The following is a 19,506-nucleotide window of genomic DNA, read 5'->3' on the forward strand; positions in this document are numbered from 1 at the left end:
CTAAGTTCTAAATTTAATCGGACATCTGATTCATTATTGCACTAAAATTCAAATTACAATTTTATAACAAATAAAAATATTAAAAATCTTTTATGAAACTTTAATCTCCAATTATTCATATTTTACTTACAAAACAAGATGAAAAAGTCACTATCTGAAAATTAATCAAAATTTAATCAATCATTTTTATTTTATCCTTCCATGTCTAACAAAAAATAATCAACAAATTACATAATCGTTTATGTATGATGAATGCAAATGATACGTTTTCTTATTTAGTTTTCATCTCGTCCATTTGGAATTCATTTATGAGTCACTTTAACCTTCATCCATTAACACTGGCACTATTTGCAGTATTTACAACAACAAGTTTTGCAAACACCACTGAACAAAATTCAACTCCACACCAACTATCAACGATCGTTGTTTCTGCAAGTGGCTTTGAACAAGATTTAAAAGATGCTCCCGCAAGTATTAGTGTTGTCACAAAAGAAGACATAGAAAAAAAGAACGCAACCACAATTGCAGATCTTTTAGTTGATATTCCAGGTGTCGATGTTCGTAATGGCGTAGGTAAAACATCAGGTTTAGATGTCAGTATTCGAGGTATGAATGCATCTGACACGCTTATTCTTATTGATGGTCGTCGTCAAACAACATCTACAGATGTCACTCCAAATGGTTTTGGTGAAACAGCGACAGGTTTTATCCCCCCTCTTTCTTCAATTGAAAGAATTGAAGTCATTCGTGGTCCAATGTCTACACTTTATGGTTCAGATGCCATGGGTGGTGTCATTAACATTATTACTAAAAAAGTAAATGATGAATGGAATGGTAATATCACAGTAAGTGGTAATGCGATGGAACATAGTTCAGAAGCTGATTCATGGAAAACGAGCTTCTTGGTCAATGGCCCTCTCATTCATGATCAATTAGGTCTTCAACTTCGCGGAAGCTACTATGACCGTGGACATTCAGACCGTATCGAAGGATCTACTGGACGTGATCCTCGTCCAAACAAAGCACATAATTATGATGTTGGTGGAAAACTAACATATAAAGTAGATGATAAAAATGCGGTATGGTTTGATAGCTTCTATTCAAGTCAAAACTATAAAAATGAAGATAGTCGCCTAGGTTCATTAGATTTACCTGGAAGTGCAAATGGTTATAAAGATGAATTAAAATTCAATCGTACTCAGTTTGCTTTGGGTCATGATGGTGATTATGACTTTGGTCAATGGAAAACCTACGTTAGCCAAACAGATACTGAAACCAAAGGTCGTACATTACCAGGTGCTGCTCTAATTGGAGGTAATAACAACCCTCTCGCAGGTACTGACCGTACTTTAAAAAATACCGACTTAGTTGCTGATAGCCATCTCATTTCAACTTTAGGTGATCATAAAGTTACAACAGGTGCTGAATATAAAAAGCTAACAGTTAAAGATAATATTGTTGAAAATGGTACAGATAAATTCAGTAAAAATTCTTGGGCAATTTATGCTGAAGATGAATGGAACTTAATCGATAGCCTGACCTTTACTTATGGTGCACGCTATGAAGATCATTCAGGTTTTGGTGGAAAATTTAGCCCACGTGCATATTTAGTATGGAATACGAATGATATCTTAACCATTAAAGGTGGTGTAAGCACAGGTTATAAAGCACCTTCACCAAAAGCACTTTATGATGGTCTAATTAACTTTAGTGGACAAGGAACAACTCCTACTTTAGGTAATCCAGACTTAAAACCAGAGCAATCTACAAACTATGAACTTGGTTTTAATATTCAACCAACAGATCAAATCAACTTCACAGCAACAGCATTCTATAATCAAATTAAAGATGCAATCGTTTCACGTAATGCTCTTTGTGCCTCTTCAGCTGAATGTTTAGCGGTATTCCCAAATCCAACAGCTGAGACAACATTTGGCAAAAGCTACAATGCCGATAAAGCCAAAGTTCAAGGTGTAGAAACATCGTTACAATATAATATTATTCCAGAATGGGATATTAAAGCTGCCTATACCTACATGAAAACAGAAATCACTGAAGGTGAAAACAAAGGCGGTTACTATAATAATGTTCCACGTAATGCATTTAACTTAACATCGACTTGGCATATCAATGATGCTCTTGATCTTTGGTTACAACACGAATATAAATCAAGTCGCGCTCGTTTCCTAAATACACCTGCTGCTCCAGTATCTGGTCTTGGTTCAAGTGATTATGAAGAATATAAATTATTCGGAGATAAGCTTGCGGGCTACAACCTATTTAATTTAGGTGCAAGTTACAGCATGACAGACAATTTACGCTTTAACATGGCTATCAATAACCTACTTGATAAAGACTTCACAGAAGGTAGTCAAACCTATAATTATGTCGATGCTCGCGGTCGTACTCAGTCAGCAACAGCTTATAAATATTTAGATGTTGGCTCTAGTATTTCAGGCACTTATTTACCAGGTCGTAATTATTGGTTGTCAGTATCATATGACTTTTAATCTTTAAAAGGCTAATCAACAGTCCTCCTTTTATAGGAGGACTTTTTTTCATGCAAAATTATATCAATTTACTCATTATTTTCTTTATCTTAAAAATAGATAAAATTGCATATATAAATAACATAGATAAAATATTCTAAATCCAAATATCATTCTTTTCTATTTATTGTCACCGTATATTTTAAATACCATCAATATTCCCAATATAAAATAAAAAAATCATCGTTATAAAAATTAATATTTAAAAACAATAAATTAACTATAAAACAATACAATATAACATTCATATTTTCATTTTATAAAAAATTATCGATTGCTAAAACCAATAAGCTGATATTGGAATACAAAATAAGAATCATTATTATTCGCAATCAATCTCATCACATATTTAATGGATTTGAAATGGGCTTCATAAAAACACGTAAAAAAATCGTATCCTCTGCGATTGCGTCGTCACTAAGTATTATGGCAGGGAATGCAATTGCCCAAGAGCAACAAGTTGCTCAACTTGAAACAATCCATGCAGAAGCTGCTGCAGAAAAAAGCTTAAAAGTAGACAATTCTGCAAACAATAAATATGTTGTTCCATTATTAGATACTCCAAAATCTGTATCTGTTATTTCACAACAACTTATTGAAGATACTCAAGTTACAACACTAAGCGATGCTTTACGTTTAGTACCTGGTATTACTTTAGGTGCTGGTGAAGGTGGTAATCCAAATGGTGACCGCCCTATCATTCGTGGTTATAGCTCAGAAAGCTCTATTTATCTTGATGGTATTCGTAACTCGACTTCACAAAACCGTGACATGTTTGCTGTAGAACAAGTCGAAGTAACTAAAGGCTCAGGTTCATCTTTAGGTGGTGCAGGTTCTGTTGGTGGTAGCATCAACATGATTACTAAAGAAGCGAAAAAAGGTAACTTTATCCAAGGTTCTGTAGAATCTGGTACAGACAACTACCAACGTATTACTTTAGATGGCAACAAAGACTTTGGTAATGGCATTGCTGCGCGTGTTGCAGTGTTAGGTCATAAAAATGAAAAACCAGGTCAAAGCGATGGTGCTGAATACAAACGTGCTGGTATTGCACCAAGTATTACTTTTGGCTTAGATACAGATACTCGTGCAACATTAAGCTATTACTACTTACGTAGCGATGATACGCCAGATTCAGGTGTACCATTTAGTTATGACACAGTTAAAAAAGCAACTGCTGGCAAGCCTGTAGATGTAAAACAAGGTATTTACTACGGTTTACAAAATCGTGATTTCCAAAAACAAGAAAATCAAATTGGTACAATCAAATTAGAACATGACCTGACTGATGATTTGACTATTGCTAACATTGCAATGTATTCAAAATCTAAGAATGATTACATCTGGACTCAACCAGATGACTCACAAGGTAATGTTGCTAATGATAAAGTTTGGCGTCGTATTAACTCACGTATTACAGATACTGAAAGCTTTACAGATCAATTAAGCTTACGTGGTAAATTCAACACAGGTCTTTTTGAACATAAATTCAATACAGGTGTTGAATATAGCCATCAAAAATCAGATAAAGGTGCTTACGTAACTACATATCCTGGTTATGAAGGTACAACATCTGGTGGATTCAATAATAAATGTACAGTAGTTAATGCTTGGTGTACTTCTTTAACTGATCCAAATCCTTCTGATCCTTGGTTAGGTTCTAGTACAGCAAACAAAGCAGTAACAACAACTAAAGCTAAAACAACATCTTTATACTTCCTAGATAACATTGAAATTAGTCCTCAATGGTTACTGGACTTAGGTGTTCGTTGGGATAAATTCGATACAGAACTTAGAACCAATTCAACAGGTATTACACTCGAAAACAATACAGATTTCTGGAGTTGGAATGCAGGTGTAACATTTAAGCCAGCTGAAAACGGTGCAATCTATGTAAGTTATGCAACTTCTGCTAACCCAGTAGGTATTGATGCTGGTGATGGTTCTGAAACTGCCGTAAATGCAAATAACCAAGACTTAGATCCTGAAAAAGCACGTACTTATGAAGTAGGTACAAAATGGGATCTAATGGATGATCGCTTAAACTTAACTGCTGCTGTTTTCCGTACTGAAAAACAAAATACACGTATTCAATTAAGCTCTGATACTTATACAAATGGCGGTAAGAGTAAAGTTGATGGTTTTGAAGTTGGTGTAAATGGTAACATCACACCTAAATGGGCTGTTTCTGCTGGATATACATACCTAGACAGCAAACAAACTGATCCAGGTCCTTCTTGTAATCGTTCTGGTGCATGTACATATCCAAACCCAGCAAAAGGCAAAGACTTACCAAACGTACCTAAAAACTCTGCAACACTTTGGACAACTTACCAAGTATTACCACAGTTAATGATTGGTGGTGGTGCAGTAGCATCTGATAAAGTATATGGCGATGCAGCAAATACCAAATGGGTTGCAGGTTATGTTCGTTATGACTTAATGGCTCGTTATGATGTAAATGAAAACCTTAATTTACAACTTAACGTAAATAACGTAACTGACCAACGCTACTTCACTAAAGCATATGCTTCTCACTATGCAACCGAAGCAGATGGTCGTAATGCTGTATTGTCTTTAAACTTCAAATACTAAGTTTTATACACCATAATGCATTAATTCCATATATTTAATATGGAATTTAAATTAAAATAGCCTCTGTACAGAGGCTATTTTTATATCAAAATAAAATGATATTTTTAAAAAAGGTGTTGCCGTGATTCATCATATTCCAAATGTCTTAACCAAAGAGCAAGTTCAATATTTCCGTCAAGAAATGGATAAAATTGAATGGATTGATGGTAAAAAAACGACGGGTTCACTTTCTGCACATGTTAAAAATAATCAACAACTTCCAGAAACACATCCCCTCACTCAACATCTTGGCGATATCATTTTAGAAGCATTAAATAGTAATACCTCTTTTATTTCAGCGGCTCTTCCTTTAAAAATTTTACCACCTTATTTTAATCGTTATGAAAATGGTGAAACATTCGGCTTCCATGTAGACAATGCTATTCGCTGGATACAAGGAACAAATACCCGTATTCGCACTGACTTGTCTTGTACAGTTTTTCTAAGTGAGCCAGAAGAATATGAAGGTGGTGAATTAGTCGTTGAAGATACCTACGGCTATCATGAAGTTAAATTACCTGCAGGCGACCTCATTTTATATCCATCAACTAGCGTGCATGAAGTTAGTCCCGTAACTTCAGGTTGCCGTATAGGTTCATTTTTCTGGTTACAAAGTATGATTCGTGATGATACAGATCGTCATACTTTATTTAATTTAGATCAAACCATTCAAAATTTACGCATGCAATTAGGCGATCAACATCAAGAAGTCGTAAAACTTACTAGTCTTTATCATAATTTAATACGTAAATGGGCTGAGCTTTAAATCTTATTTTGACTTTTAAATTATCAATGGAATGTTTATGACCACTAAAATTATTGCACCGCCTTTAACTCAGATTCCTGCCTATCTTCAAACTATTCATGATTATGAAATTGAAGCCGAGAAGCATTTGTCTGATATGGTTTGGGCATATTTACAGGGTGGCTCAATGGATGAAATTAGTGTTCAAGAAAATTTAAATCAATTTCAAAATATTCAATTATTACCTCGAATGTTACGCGACTTAACACATGGCAGTACAGCATGTGAAATTTTAGGTCAGCAATTTCCTCATCCTATTTTTTTAGCTCCTATTGGTCATCAACAACAATTTCATACTGATGCTGAGGCTGCCTCTGCCCTTGCGGCTGAAGTACTTGGTAGTAATATTATTTTAAGCACGTTTACCAATACTGATATGCGCAGTCTTAAACAAGACAATCCATACAAATGGTTTCAATTGTATTGGCAAGGTGATCGTGAAAAATCTTTGGCATTAGTAAAAATGGCGGAAGCTCATAACTATAAAGCCATTGTGATTACGGTTGATTCGCCTCATACAGGTATTCGTGATCGCGAACGCCAAGCTTTTTTCCATTTACCAGAAGGGATGTTACATCCACATACTCCAACGCATATTCCATTACCTGAATTAAAAGAAGGTGATCATCCTGTCTTTGCTGGTTTAATGAAAATTGCACCGACATGGGATGACATTGCTTGGATTATTAAAAATACATCCCTACCTGTTTTTCTCAAAGGAATTGTTCATCCTCAAGATGCAAAAACGGCTATTGAATATGGTGTTCAAGGTTTGATTATTTCAAATCATGGTGGTCGTGTTTTAGATACTTGTATTTCACCACTTACTGCATTAGAACGAATTAAAGAGATTGTCCCTATAGACTTTCCACTTATTTATGATGGTGGTATTCGTCGTGGTTCTGATATTTTTAAAGCCTTGGCTTTCGGTGCTTCTGCTGTCTGTATTGGTCGCCCCTATATTTATGGCTTAGTTGCTGCTGGCGCTTTAGGTGTAGCACATGTCATTAAAATTTTAAAAGAAGAATTAGAAATCACAATGGCACTTATGGGAACCGCAACGCTTAAAGAAATCAATAAAGATTATATTTTTCAAAAATAAGTCATTTATCGAAAATATTTTTCTAGTTTTTTTAATAATACGCAAAAATAGAAAAATATTTTCGATATAAATTTATTACTATTAGATTATAGAATTTGATGGTTATCGGTAAAGCTAAGTTATATTATTTCAAAGACTTTTTATTATATTTTGAAAAGTGTCAGTGAAATATGACTTGTAATTTTTGCATATAGACACCATCTACTGTGTTATATGTTACCAATTTATATAAAAAAGCGACCGATGCTACATAAGGAGTTTTCACATGATGTTGGCAGATCCAAGTAAAAAATACCGTCGCATGTATCAACGTGTCGACTTACCCGACCGTCAATGGCCGAATAATGAAATCAATAAAGCGCCTATTTGGATGAGTACCGACCTACGTGACGGTAACCAAGCGATCTTTGAGCCAATGAGCATTGAACAGAAATTTAAAATGTTCCAAATGCTTGTGAAAATTGGTTTCAAACATATTGAAATTGGCTTCCCTTCAGCATCGCAAATTGACTTTGATTTTACTCGCTTATTGATTGAAGGCGGTCATATTCCTGATGATGTTTATATTGAAGTTTTAGTACAAGCACGTGATCATTTAATTCAACGTACTTTTGAATCTTTACAAGGTGCAAAACGTGCAATTGTGCATATCTACAATTCAAATTCGCCAACATTTCGTAATAAAGTTTTAAATGTAGATATTGCCGGAGCTAAACAGCTTGCAATTAATGCTGCAACTAAAGTGAAAGAATACGCAGCAAAACAACCTGAAACTGATTTTATTTTCCAATATAGTCCAGAGTGTTTCACAGCAACAGAACTTGAAGTTGCTAAAGATGTTTGTGATGCTGTCACTGAAATTTGGGAAGCATCTCCAACCAATAAAGTGATTTTGAATTTACCTGCAACCGTTGAAGTTTCAGGTCCTCATGTTTATGCAGACCAAATTGAATGGATGCACCGTAATTTAGAACGCCGTGATGGTGTCATTATTTCGGTTCACTGCCATAACGACCGTGGTTGCGGTATTGCAGCTTCTGAGCTTGCAATTATGGCAGGTGCTGACCGTGTTGAAGGCTGTGTCTTTGGAAATGGTGAACGTACAGGTAACGTAGACGTTGCTGCAATTGCATTAAATATGTATACCCAAGGTGTTGCACCTGAATTAGATTTTTCTAATATCAACGAAATTATTGCAATCGTTGAAGAATGTACAGGGTTACCAGTACATCCTCGTCACCCATATGCAGGTGATTTGGTATTTACAGCATTCTCTGGTTCTCACCAAGATGCTATTAAAAAAGGCTTTGAGTACCAAAAAGACGAAGAAATTTGGGACATGCCTTACTTACCAATCGACCCTAAAGATTTGGGACGTGACTACGATGCTGTAATTCGTGTCAACTCTCAATCTGGTAAAGGTGGTATTGCTTACTTACTTGAATCAAATTACAACGTTTCTTTGCCACGTCGTTTACAAATTGAGTTTTCTCAAATTGTACAACAACGTACAGATGAAGCAGGTACAGAAATTTCAGCACAAGAAATTTGGAAATTATTCAAAGAAACTTATGTTGAAACAAAAGATGCCCATTACACAGCGAAAAACTACAAATTGTCAGATGACAATGGTAACCAAGTTATTGAGCTGGATGTCGTAGTAAATGGTGAAACCCAACATCTTCGCGGTGAAGGAAATGGTCCAATTTCAGCAATTTTAAATGCACTTCAATTACCAATTGATGTTCTTAACTATGAAGAACGTAGTATTAGTGCAGGTGCACATGCAAAAGCATTGGCATTAGTAGAACTTCAAGTTAAAGGTACTGGAAAATCTGCATTTGGTGCTGGCGTTCATGACAATATTGTGACCTCATCAATTGAAGCTATTATTGCATCGACTAACCGCTTGATTGAGCAAGGTGTATTAAGCGCAGATCAAGTTATTGCTGCTGCGGTATAAGTAATAGCAATATCTATTACCAATAAAATGACTTTTGAAAGGATACCCCAAGTGGTATCCTTTTATTTATTGATACTAAAGATTTAAGGCGAATAACTGTCGTGTCTTTTCCAGCTGATTCCGTAGGCTTAGTTAGTCCACAAAAGTTCATTTTTGAAGAACCCTTAGCGCTTGAATGTGATCGAATTCTTCCACGTTTTGAGCTCATGGTCGAAACTTATGGTGAACTAAATGTAGACAAATCTAACGCTATTTTAATCTGCCATGCTTTATCAGGTCATCATCATGCCGCAGGCTATCATCATGAAGATGATAAAAAACCAGGTTGGTGGGATGCCTGTATTGGTCCAGGTAAAGCCATCGATACTTCTAAATTTTTCGTAGTTGCACTGAATAATATTGGTGGCTGTAATGGTTCAACTGGACCAACCTCTCCTAATCCTGAAAATGAAAATCGTCCTTATGGTCCCGACTTTCCACTTGTGACTGTGCGTGATTGGGTAAAAACTCAAGCCATGCTTTCAGACCGTTTAGGTATTGATGTTTGGTATTCAGTGATTGGCGGTTCATTAGGCGGCATGCAAGCATTACAATGGTCTGTAGATTATCCAGATCGTTTACAAAAGTGCGTGATCATTGCAAGTGCACCAAAACTATCTGCACAAAATATTGCATTTAACGAAGTTGCACGTCAGTCTATTTTATCTGATCCAGATTTCCATAATGGACGTTATTTAGAACAAGACAGTTATCCAAAACGTGGCTTAATTTTAGCGAGAATGGTAGGACACATTACCTACTTATCTGAAGAAGCCATGAAACAAAAATTTGGTCGTGATTTAAAATCTGGCAAATTTATGTATGGTTTTGATGTTGAATTCCAAGTAGAAAGTTATTTACGCTATCAAGGTGAACAATTTAGCCGTAACTTTGATGCTAATACTTATTTAATTATGACCAAAGCCTTGGATTATTTTGATCCATCTCGTGAATATGAGCAGTCACTCACTAAGGCAATGGCAAACACAAAATGTAAATTCTTAGTTGTTTCATTTACTACAGATTGGCGATTTGCCCCTTCTCGCTCACAAGAAATTGTAGATGCATTAATTACAAATCATAAACCTGTAAGTTATTTAGATATTGATGCTGAACAAGGTCATGACTCATTCCTCTTCCCAATTCCTTTATATGTCAAATCATTACGTGCATTTTTAGGTGGTGAAGAACATCTGCAATCCACAGCGAAGGAGAATGTGTAATGCGTATTGATCATCAATTAGCAGAGAAATGGATTAAGCCAGATTCTAGCGTTCTTGACTTAGGTTGTGGTGATGGCACTTTACTTGCTCATATGAGCAAAAAACACAATATTCGTGCGTATGGTCTCGAAATTGATCAAGAAAAGATTGCAATTGCCGTCAGCAAAGGGTTAAATATCATCCAACAAGACTTAAATCTCGGTCTAAGTCGTTTTGCCGACCAGTCATTTGACTATGTCGTTATGGCACAAGCTTTGCAAGCAGTAGATGCCCCTGACGTATTATTACGAGATATGGTGCGTGTTGGGAAACAAGCCATTATTACATTTCCAAACTTTGCACATTGGAAAACCCGTTCTTTCTTAGCATTGAAAGGGAAAATGCCTGTTTCCGATGCATTACCCTATATGTGGTACAATACGCCCAACATTCATTTATGTACTTTCCGAGATTTTGAAGCACTTTGTGCGGAAAACAATATTCGGATAATTAATCGACTTGCCGTAAATGGGAACCAACAAGACAGTTTACTGAGTAAATATATTCCGAACCTGTTTGGTGAAGTCGCAATTTATCGAGTGAGCGCTCTATGAAGAAAACATTATTAAATACAACATTATTATTAGGACTATTTAGTGTCCAAGCACATGCAGATTATGTTCCTACAACTGCATCAGTATCTAGTCAAGCGGCAAAATATGCTGTTATGGATACACCAAATTTAGTCAAAGCTGCCCAAACTGGTCAAGCTGGTGCACAATTTTATTTGGCGACAAAATATCAACAAGGTAAAGACGTACCTCAAGACTTACGTAAAGCTTTTACGCTTTATAAAGCTGCTGCAGATCAAGGTTTATCTTCTGCTCAACTGAATGTAGGTCGTATGCTTGCCGATGGTATTGGTACAAATAAAGATGAAGTACTTGCTCGTAAATACTTTGAAAAAGCTGCTAGCCATGGTGATAACCGTGCAAGCTTTAATCTTGCCGTTATGGAAGAAAAGAAAAGAAATTACATGGGTGCATACCAATGGTATGAACTTTCTACACGTGATGGCATGCTCGACAACAAAGTAATTAAACTTTCTGAAGGTAAGAAAACTGCTCTTGCAGCAAACTTAACTCAAGATCAAATTCGTCAAGCACGTGACCGTGCTGACCAATGGATTCAAGCACAATAAATGTGCATTGAATGAATTAAAAAGCACCTTCGGGTGCTTTTTTATGATCTATCCCATAGCTAAGATCCATTTTCACAAACCTTATACCCTCTTTTTCACAAACATCAGATCTCTCTTCAAAACCAAACTTTTTATAAACAGGTACAGCATACAGACTAGAATTTACTGTAATTTTGATTTCTTTTTCTAAAGAATAATGTTCACATAATAAGTCCAAAACATATCGCCATAACTGCTTTCCAACACTCATCCCTTTATACATTTGATCTACAAAAAAGTGCATTATATGTACAGCATCTGTATAAGAGATAAATCCAATAATTTTTGAGTGATATTCATAAACATAAAAATGAATATCAGACTGATTCATTACATGGTTTAAATAATCTTCATTAAATTTTTCTTTTCCCTGCTCACTCACAACAAAATCTTGAATATATTGCTGAATCAGTTCTTTTATAGCAGGGAGATCTTCAAAATTTGCTCTTCTAATCATAATCATCTCTATATTTTATTATCTTGTCTTCACTCATCATAAAATAAAACACTTCTAAACTTTATTCTGTTTAAATCCGTTAAAATAGCAATCATTATTTAAAACTAGAGTGAAACTCAATGTCTTCTCAAGATTGGTTATCTCAAGGAACACTTGTTCTAGCAAGTAACAATAAAGGTAAAATTGTCGAATTTGAAAAACTTTTTGCAGAACTTAAATTACCTGTAGAAGTCATTCCACAAGGTCAACTCAATATTGAAGATGCTATTGAAGACGGTTTAAGTTTTGTGGAAAATGCCATTATTAAAGCACGCCATGCTTCTAAAATTTCAGGTAAACCTGCTATTGCAGATGACTCTGGCATTTGTGTCCCTGTACTTGGAGGCGCTCCTGGTATCTATTCAGCACGTTATGCTGGAGAACACGGTAATGATGCTGCTAATAATGAAAAATTATTGGCTGACTTAAAGCCTTATCGTCAAAATGGACAAACTATTGAAGGTATGTTTGTTTGCGTGCTTGCATTAGTACAACATGCAGAAGATCCATTGCCACAAATTTTCCAAGGAATTTGGAAAGGTGAGGTTTTAGAACAAGCTCGTGGTGAAAATGGTTTTGGCTATGATCCATTATTTTGGTTGCCTGAACTCGGAATTACGAGTGCAGAAATGAGTAAGGAAGAAAAAAATAAAATTAGTCACCGTGGTCAAGCAATGCAATTATTTAAAGCAAGCCTAGAAAAATAAGGCTTTCAAAAGCATTAAAATACAGTTTCCTCTTCCCTGCAAAAACACCTGTAAGAAAGAGGAAATTTTAGATTAAATGTAAAATAACACCGAAAATAAAAACAACTAAACAGCTCACCATTGTTCCTGATGCAATAATTTTTGCTGACGTTCCAGTTCCTTGATAATAAGTTTCTAATGCCACAATATTTGCAGCTGGTGGTAAACAAAATAATAAAAACATCACTCCAATATAAGCATCAATATTTGGAATAGGCACCCAATAATAAACACCTGAACAAATCACTAAACCACATAAAATTTTATAAAAAGCAATTTTGCCACTTTGTATTAAATCTTGAATTTGAACTTTTGTACGGCGTAACCAAATACCCAAAACACACATACCTGCAAAGCTCATCCCTATTTTTGCAAAGGTATAAACTGCATCTAAAATTTGATGTTCTGTTAAATGTTGAATACCAATAATACGGCAAAAAATTGCAATCGTAATCGCAAGAATAGGTGGAGACTTTGCAATTTTTAATAAAACTTTATAGACAGATTCTTGTTGTTGACTTAATGCAGCAACAGCCCAAATATTGCCAAAAACTGAACCACCAATATAAACAGCGACCATTGGAGCACTTACACTTGGACCAAATAATGCAATAGCAAAAGGAAATCCTAACCATGCCATATTAATATAACTAAAACATAAAGCATGAAGTGAATTTTTGGTTATTTTCTTATAAAGATAAAATAAAAAAATACAAATACTAAAGCTAAAAATAATTAAACTTAGACTACCAGCTTGATAAAAAACTAAATTATAAATAATCACAACTGGAATGAAAAAATTTGCTAAAAGGCTAGATAATATGGTTTTAATCTGATGTGTAATTCCATCATGAGCCTGTGCAATCAATAAGCCACAAATAAATGCACCTAGCGGTAATATAAATCCCAAACCTTTAGTCCAATTTGTTTTTAGATGACTATCTTAACATTTCTAAAATTATTCATTTGAATTTCCCCCATCTTTAAACGGTCAAAAAACTGTCATTGAAATGTCATAGAGAATTGTTGATATAAGATGATTATCTAAATAGGAAAATTTAAATGGCTGGTTTATCAATTTGGCATGTCGTAATTTTTGCAATTGTCGTTATTCTACTTTTTGGAACATCAAAATTAAAAAATTTAGGTAAAGATGTCGGTGGTGCAATTAAAGATTTTAAAAAATCTGTTCGTGAAGAAGATACAACTAAAGCACAACTACAAGAACCTAAAACAATTCAAGCAGATCTAAACCCCACTGAAACTTCAATTAAAAGCTAAGCGTACTTTCTCATGCTCAATATTGGAATAACTGAAATTTTAGCCTTTGGCATTATAGCCTTACTTATTTTAGGGCCTGATAAATTACCCGAAGCTATTCGTTTCATTACAAAATGGTATCATCAAATTAAACGTATGATGAATAATGTACAACAAGATATTGATCGAGAATTAAGAGTCTCTGAGTTACGCTCTCAGATTCAAGAAGAAATGCAAAGAATCCAACAACTCGAATATAAGATGCAATTGCAGTTAAATGATTTACAACAAAATTTACATTTATCTGATCATACAAGTATGACTCAAAATTTAAATTCTACTGTTCAATATCAGTTGATCTCTGAACCCAAAATTAATCTTTTCAACTATTCCCATAAAAAAGATTTACATCAAATTGCATCTTCAGCGATCTTAAAAAATCATAATGAATATCAGGTGGCAGTATGAAATCAATTGCTTCTCATCAACCCCAACCATCAATCGAACAATGCCATAGTAAAGAACAAGATTCATTAGATGAAATGCCAATTACAAAACATTTGATTATTTTACGTCGGCATTTATTTAAAGTTGTTGCTGCATTATTGCTTGTGTTTTTTTGCTTACTTCCCTTTGCTAACTCAACCTATCAAATATTGTCTGAACCCTTACGCGCACAGCTTCCAATTCATTCCACAATGATTGCAACAGATGTAACAGCAACATTCATGGCTCCCTTTAAATTAAACTTTTTTGTCGCTTTATTAGTGGTGATGCCCTATATCATTTATCAAATTTGGGCATTTGTACGACCTGCGCTTTATCAAAAAGAAAAACGTTTAGCCACGCCTTTACTAGTAAGCAGCATTAGCTTGTTCTATTTAGGAATTAGTTTTGCTTACTTTATTGCACTGCCTTCAATATTGCATTTTTTTATTCATATTTCACCAGAAACTGTCGCTCCGATGACCGACATTAATAGCTATTTAAGCTTTTGTTTAAAACTCTTTTTAGTTTTTGGCTTTACCTTTGAAATTCCTATTATTACGCTTTTATTGGTTTTAATCGGATTTGTAACAACCCAACAACTCAAAGAAAAGCGACGCTTTATTATTGTAGGTTGCTTTTTTATTGCCATGTTTGTGACACCACCCGATGCACTCTCTATGATTATGCTTGCTATACCCATGTGGTTGCTGTTTGAACTTGGATTATGTGCAGCAAAAATATTAGAAAAAAATAAATAACATTATTCTTCAAGAGTGCTCTCAGGTAGCTTTTGCTGCCTTTTTTATCTTCAGCAAATTCACTTTATATAAGATTTTTTTTTAAAGTATTTAAATCAGAAAAAACATTCATAAAATTTCATAGGACTGCAACATTAGCTTCAAAACACTGTCATAAATTTTGACTAATTTATCTACAGCTTAATCAGTGTATATATATTTTAGGAAAAAATTAATATGACCAATATGGCTTATAATGAAAATCAAGAACTTGATAACAATACTTCAAAAAACACGCATTTTCGTGACATTTTAGAACAACGAATAACACGTCGTGGTTTGATTAGAAAAACTGCTAGCGGAACTGTTGCACTTGCATTAGCATCCTCTCTTGTTGGATGCGGAAGTGATAATAATGACTCCTCTTCAAACAATACAACAAATCCATCTACTCCTCCAGACAACACGCCTGATCCAATTCAAAAACCTAAAACACTCAACTTTACACCTGTTGCTAAAAATAAAAATGATATTGTTACTGTACCTGAAGGCTATCAAGCAATAGTGCTTTATGCTTTAGGTGACTCAATTAATCCTGCATTTTCAGGCTGGGATGATAACAATATTCCAAGTGGTCCAAGCTTTCAATTCCGCTCTGGAGATTGTCATGATGGTATGAGCTTTTTTGGTTTAAATTCGACAACAAAGCGATATGACTCATCTATCTCTGACCAAGGCTTATTGGTTATGAACCATGAATATATTAACCCAACCTTTCTACATCCTAAAGGTGCGACACAACCAAATGGTCAACGCCCTGAAGATGAAGTTATTCGTGAAATGAATGCGCATGGCGTATCAATTATCCATATTCAAAAAGATCCTAAAACTCAAATGGTTTCTTTAGTTAAGGACTCTCTATTTAATCGACGTATTACAGCATCAACGATTATAGATTTTGCAGGTCCTGCTTCAGGTTCTAGTCTTCTTTCAACCTTATATTCACCATCAGGAAAGCAAACACGTGGCACACATAATAACTGTGGCAATGGCTATACACCATGGGGCACATATTTAACAACTGAAGAAAACTTTGCTGGTTATTTTGCACGTGCTCAAAATGATAATTCAAAACGAACTTCTGCCGAAATTACAGCACTAAACCGCTATGGTATAAAAGAAGGCGCTAACTCACGTTATGGTTGGGAAACTGCTGTAGGTTCAGTTGAACTACAAGATAATTATGATCGTTGGTCAGCAAATGCATCTGCTACAACAGAAAAAGAAGATTACCGCAATGTCCCAAATAACTTTGGTTGGATTGTTGAAATTGATCCATTCGATAGTCGACAAAACCCCGTAAAACGCACTGCACTTGGTCGCTTTGCACATGAAGATTGTCGTGCAAGCCGCTTACGTGAAGATGACAATCTTGCTTTTTATATGGGTGATGACTCTCGTGGTGAATATATCTATAAATTTGTCTCAGACCAAAAATGGAATAAACGTGATATCAATGGTGGCTATGCTGCGGGTGATAAATACATGAATCATGGCAAATTATATGTTGCTAAATTTAATAATGATGGTTCAGGACAATGGATAGAACTCACTTATGGCAAAAATGGTTTAAATGAAAATAACACAGTTTACCCATTCCGCTCACAAGCAGATGTCGTAACCTTTGCCCGCCTTGCCGCAGATAGTGTCGGTGCAACAAAAATGGATCGTCCAGAATGGGTTGCAGTGAATCCTGAAAATGGTGAGGTCTATGTTACGCTGACCAATAACTCTAATCGTGGCAGCAAACATAATTTAGATGCAGCCAATCCAAGAAACTATAATAATTCTGAAGGTGCTAAAGGCAATGTCAATGGACATATTATTCGTTTCCGTGAAGCAGGTGATACCACAACGGCTGAAAGCTTTAAATGGGATATCTACCTATTTGGTGCTGAAGCAGCAATGGCAAGCAACATTAATCTTTCAGGCTTAAATGATCATAATGATTTATCCTCACCTGATGGAATGTGGTTTGACCCACGTGGTGTACTCTGGATTCAAACTGATGATGGTGCCTATACCAATGTGACCAACTGTATGATGCTTGCTGCCCTTCCAGGACAAGTTGGTGATGGGGCTAAAGCAATAACATCGGCAGGACAAGAAACCGTAGTTGGAGCAAAAGTGACTGATCAAAACTTAAGACGCTTCCTCACTGGTCCTAAAGAATGTGAAATTACTGGTGTAACAATGACACCAGACTACAAAGCCATTTTTATCAATGTACAACATCCAGGGGAAGATTCGAATTCATACGATAAACCCACTAGTCATTGGCCAGCATCTCAAACAAATCCAACATCGACAGCACGACCTCGCTCTGCAACCGTTGTTATTACCCGTAAAGATGGTGGTGTTATCGCAGGATAATTCTATTTATCTTTAAACAAATGCCAGCCCTCTTAGGTTGGCATTTTAAATTTTAATGGCGCTTTAATGATTTCTACTTTATTTTTAAATTCACCATACTGCGTTTTTTCTTTCCATAACCACGTTTGATTTTTCAATCTTAAAAAATTAGAACATCGAGTTCCATAATTTGGACTTTGAATAAAAGTTGAAGAGAGTAATTCTTCCATTTCAGAGCTTATGCCTGTATTAGGCAATAATGTTGGAAAAATTTTACGCTCATCTTCCAAAATATCCCAAACAGCAAAATCTAAATCTACTTCTAACGTAGAAGAATATTGCAACATAGGTAAAAACTCTTGTGTGAATCTTTTACGTAAATGTCTCGTTTTTTCCCAATCTTCACTCATTAAACCATTAGAAACAACATATACGCCTTTCGCTAAAACTTGTGGAGCTTCACCACGATTACTCATATATACCACTTGTTGAGTATCCCCCACAAAAAGATTAAATCCAGCATAATCACATTGATTTTTTTCCAAATTTTGTGCAAACCGAATAGGTGTTAAATCAGACTCCAAAAAAGATTGAATTAAATTACCTCTTGAAGTTGTATATTTTTTTTGATCTTTTCCATCTCTAAAATTAGTTACGATTGCCCAACGCCCAGATTCAGTCACCCCCATCCACGTACCACCAGACTCTAAATCCTGTCCTGCAATAATTGGACTATTCTTCCAATATTTAAGAACTTCCGTTGGTCGATGATAAAACTCATCTCGATTAGAAATCAGACATAATGGGATGTCTTCTAGGACTTGCCAAGCAATTGCCACAATACACATAAAATACGTCCTTTATCTTTATACATCGAATGTACAACATTTTTTATTACATTCAGCTAAAATCTATGCAAAACATAATCAAAAGGAACAGGAATGCTGAGCTATCCAAATATCGATCCTGTCGCAATTGCGATAGGGCCATTACAGGTACATTGGTATGGACTAATGTATTTATTGGCATTTTTATTTGCTTGGGGTTTAGCAACATATAGAACCAAATCACGTGATGGTTGGACACCAGATATGGTTTCTGATTTGATCTTTTATGGTGCCTTAGGTGTCGTTGTCGGTGGACGTGTAGGTTACGTTTTCTTTTACGGCTTCGAACAGTTTCTTGCCAATCCACTTTGGTTATTCCAAGTTTGGACTGGTGGTATGAGTTTCCATGGTGGCTTTCTTGGTGTCATGATCGCAATGTTATTTTGGTGTAAAAAATATCAAAAAACATGGTTTCAAACCCTCGATTTTATTGCCCCTTGTGTACCAACTGGATTAATGTTTGGTCGTATTGGTAACTTTATTGGTGGTGAACTTTATGGTCGCCAAGTGACTGATCCTAACTTTGCATTAGGCATGATATTTCCGACAGATCCATTACAACTTGTTCGCCATCCTTCACAACTTTATCAGGCATTATGTGAAGGTTTAATTCTATTTATTGTCTTATGGTGGTTTAGTTCTAAGCCTCGCCCTCGTTATGCAGTATCTGCTTTATTCCTTATCGGATACGGACTTGCACGCTTTGTTGTTGAATTCTTCCGTGAACCAGACAATGGACAACTGTTCATTTCATGGATGAGTAAAGGTCAATTCCTTTCACTTCCAATGATTTTAATTGGTATTTGGATGATGTGGTATGCCTACCAAAAGAAAATTTATGATTGGGGACCTTTGAAAAATAGCTAATCCACTATTATTCCCCCCGATCTTAAATAAATTGCGAGACTTTAATTGTCTCGCTTTTTTATATCTAAATTGTGGTAA

17 protein-coding genes are annotated in these 19,506 nt (G+C 35.4%); 14 read left to right on the forward strand and 3 right to left on the reverse strand.

The genetic code is table 11. The features are described 5' to 3' along the window. Positions 1-308 precede the first annotated feature (308 nt). From AOY20_RS01760 to AOY20_RS01795, 8 genes are all read left to right on the forward strand, one after another. Positions 309-2,510 carry a TonB-dependent receptor domain-containing protein gene (locus AOY20_RS01760; RefSeq protein WP_054580282.1) on the forward strand — a complete coding sequence of 734 codons (2,202 nt, stop codon included), beginning with the start codon at positions 309-311 and terminating at the stop codon, positions 2,508-2,510. 402 nt (positions 2,511-2,912) lie between these two features. After that, positions 2,913-5,144, forward strand: coding sequence for a TonB-dependent receptor (locus AOY20_RS01765; protein ID WP_054580283.1), 2,232 nt, complete (start codon positions 2,913-2,915; stop codon positions 5,142-5,144). Between the two features lie 121 nt (positions 5,145-5,265). Next, positions 5,266-5,949, forward strand: coding sequence for a Fe2+-dependent dioxygenase (locus AOY20_RS01770; RefSeq protein ID WP_054580284.1), 684 nt, complete (start codon positions 5,266-5,268; stop codon positions 5,947-5,949). A 37-nt stretch (positions 5,950-5,986) separates the two neighbouring features. Continuing rightward, a complete protein-coding gene (locus AOY20_RS01775; protein WP_054580285.1) occupies positions 5,987-7,090 on the forward strand; it encodes an alpha-hydroxy acid oxidase in 1,104 nt (367 codons plus the stop codon). A 265-nt stretch (positions 7,091-7,355) separates the two neighbouring features. Further along, entirely contained in the window at positions 7,356-9,053 is a 1,698-nt protein-coding gene (leuA, locus tag AOY20_RS01780; RefSeq protein ID WP_054580286.1) for a 2-isopropylmalate synthase, read from the forward strand. A gap of 101 nt (positions 9,054-9,154) precedes the next feature. Further along, on the forward strand, positions 9,155-10,315 hold the full coding sequence (metX, locus tag AOY20_RS01785; RefSeq protein WP_054580287.1) for a homoserine O-succinyltransferase MetX: 1,161 nt from the start codon (positions 9,155-9,157) through the stop codon (positions 10,313-10,315). Further along, positions 10,315-10,908, forward strand: coding sequence for a methionine biosynthesis protein MetW (gene metW / locus AOY20_RS01790; RefSeq protein ID WP_054580288.1), 594 nt, complete (start codon positions 10,315-10,317; stop codon positions 10,906-10,908). Before metX ends, metW begins: the two co-directional genes overlap by 1 nt. Further along, a complete protein-coding gene (locus tag AOY20_RS01795; RefSeq protein ID WP_054580289.1) occupies positions 10,905-11,495 on the forward strand; it encodes a tetratricopeptide repeat protein in 591 nt (196 codons plus the stop codon). Before metW ends, AOY20_RS01795 begins: the two co-directional genes overlap by 4 nt. A gap of 16 nt (positions 11,496-11,511) precedes the next feature. Here the strand turns inward: AOY20_RS01795 and AOY20_RS01800 are convergent, their stop codons facing one another. Beyond that, positions 11,512-11,991 (reverse strand): GNAT family N-acetyltransferase, encoded by a 480-nt coding sequence (locus AOY20_RS01800; protein WP_054580290.1) that lies wholly within the window; start codon positions 11,989-11,991, stop codon positions 11,512-11,514. A gap of 119 nt (positions 11,992-12,110) precedes the next feature. Here AOY20_RS01800 and rdgB point away from each other — a divergent pair, with 119 nt between their 5' ends. Further along, complete coding sequence (gene rdgB / locus AOY20_RS01805) at positions 12,111-12,737, forward strand: RdgB/HAM1 family non-canonical purine NTP pyrophosphatase (RefSeq protein ID WP_054580291.1); 627 nt, start codon at positions 12,111-12,113, stop codon at positions 12,735-12,737. Positions 12,738-12,804: 67 nt separating this feature from the next. Here rdgB and AOY20_RS01810 read toward each other — a convergent pair whose 3' ends face one another. After that, positions 12,805-13,686, reverse strand: coding sequence for an AEC family transporter (locus tag AOY20_RS01810; RefSeq protein WP_054580292.1), 882 nt, complete (start codon positions 13,684-13,686; stop codon positions 12,805-12,807). Positions 13,687-13,838: 152 nt separating this feature from the next. Between AOY20_RS01810 and AOY20_RS01815 the strand changes: the two genes are divergently transcribed. The 4 genes from AOY20_RS01815 (at position 13,839) to AOY20_RS01830 (ending at position 17,695) form a co-directional block, all read left to right on the forward strand. Next, complete coding sequence (locus AOY20_RS01815; RefSeq protein WP_054580293.1) at positions 13,839-14,057, forward strand: Sec-independent protein translocase subunit TatA; 219 nt, start codon at positions 13,839-13,841, stop codon at positions 14,055-14,057. Positions 14,058-14,069: 12 nt separating this feature from the next. Continuing rightward, the gene (gene tatB, locus AOY20_RS14410; RefSeq protein ID WP_081403337.1) at positions 14,070-14,504 is read left to right on the forward strand and encodes a Sec-independent protein translocase protein TatB; all 435 of its coding nucleotides are present in this window, start codon (positions 14,070-14,072) and stop codon (positions 14,502-14,504) included. Then, positions 14,501-15,283 carry a twin-arginine translocase subunit TatC gene (gene tatC / locus AOY20_RS01825; protein WP_054580294.1) on the forward strand — a complete coding sequence of 261 codons (783 nt, stop codon included), beginning with the start codon at positions 14,501-14,503 and terminating at the stop codon, positions 15,281-15,283. Before tatB ends, tatC begins: the two co-directional genes overlap by 4 nt. A gap of 216 nt (positions 15,284-15,499) precedes the next feature. Further along, positions 15,500-17,695 (forward strand): PhoX family protein, encoded by a 2,196-nt coding sequence (locus AOY20_RS01830; protein WP_054580295.1) that lies wholly within the window; start codon positions 15,500-15,502, stop codon positions 17,693-17,695. A gap of 32 nt (positions 17,696-17,727) precedes the next feature. Here the strand turns inward: AOY20_RS01830 and AOY20_RS01835 are convergent, their stop codons facing one another. After that, the gene (locus tag AOY20_RS01835; RefSeq protein ID WP_054580296.1) at positions 17,728-18,522 is read right to left on the reverse strand and encodes an NRDE family protein; all 795 of its coding nucleotides are present in this window, start codon (positions 18,520-18,522) and stop codon (positions 17,728-17,730) included. A gap of 93 nt (positions 18,523-18,615) precedes the next feature. On the opposite strand from AOY20_RS01835, the gene lgt reads away from it, so the two are divergent. Continuing rightward, positions 18,616-19,428, forward strand: coding sequence for a prolipoprotein diacylglyceryl transferase (gene lgt / locus AOY20_RS01840; RefSeq protein WP_054580297.1), 813 nt, complete (start codon positions 18,616-18,618; stop codon positions 19,426-19,428). The last annotated feature ends 78 nt before the right edge of the window (positions 19,429-19,506 follow it).

The sequence above is a fragment of the Acinetobacter equi genome, from assembly GCF_001307195.1.
In the GTDB taxonomy this organism is placed as follows: domain Bacteria; phylum Pseudomonadota; class Gammaproteobacteria; order Pseudomonadales; family Moraxellaceae; genus Acinetobacter; species Acinetobacter equi.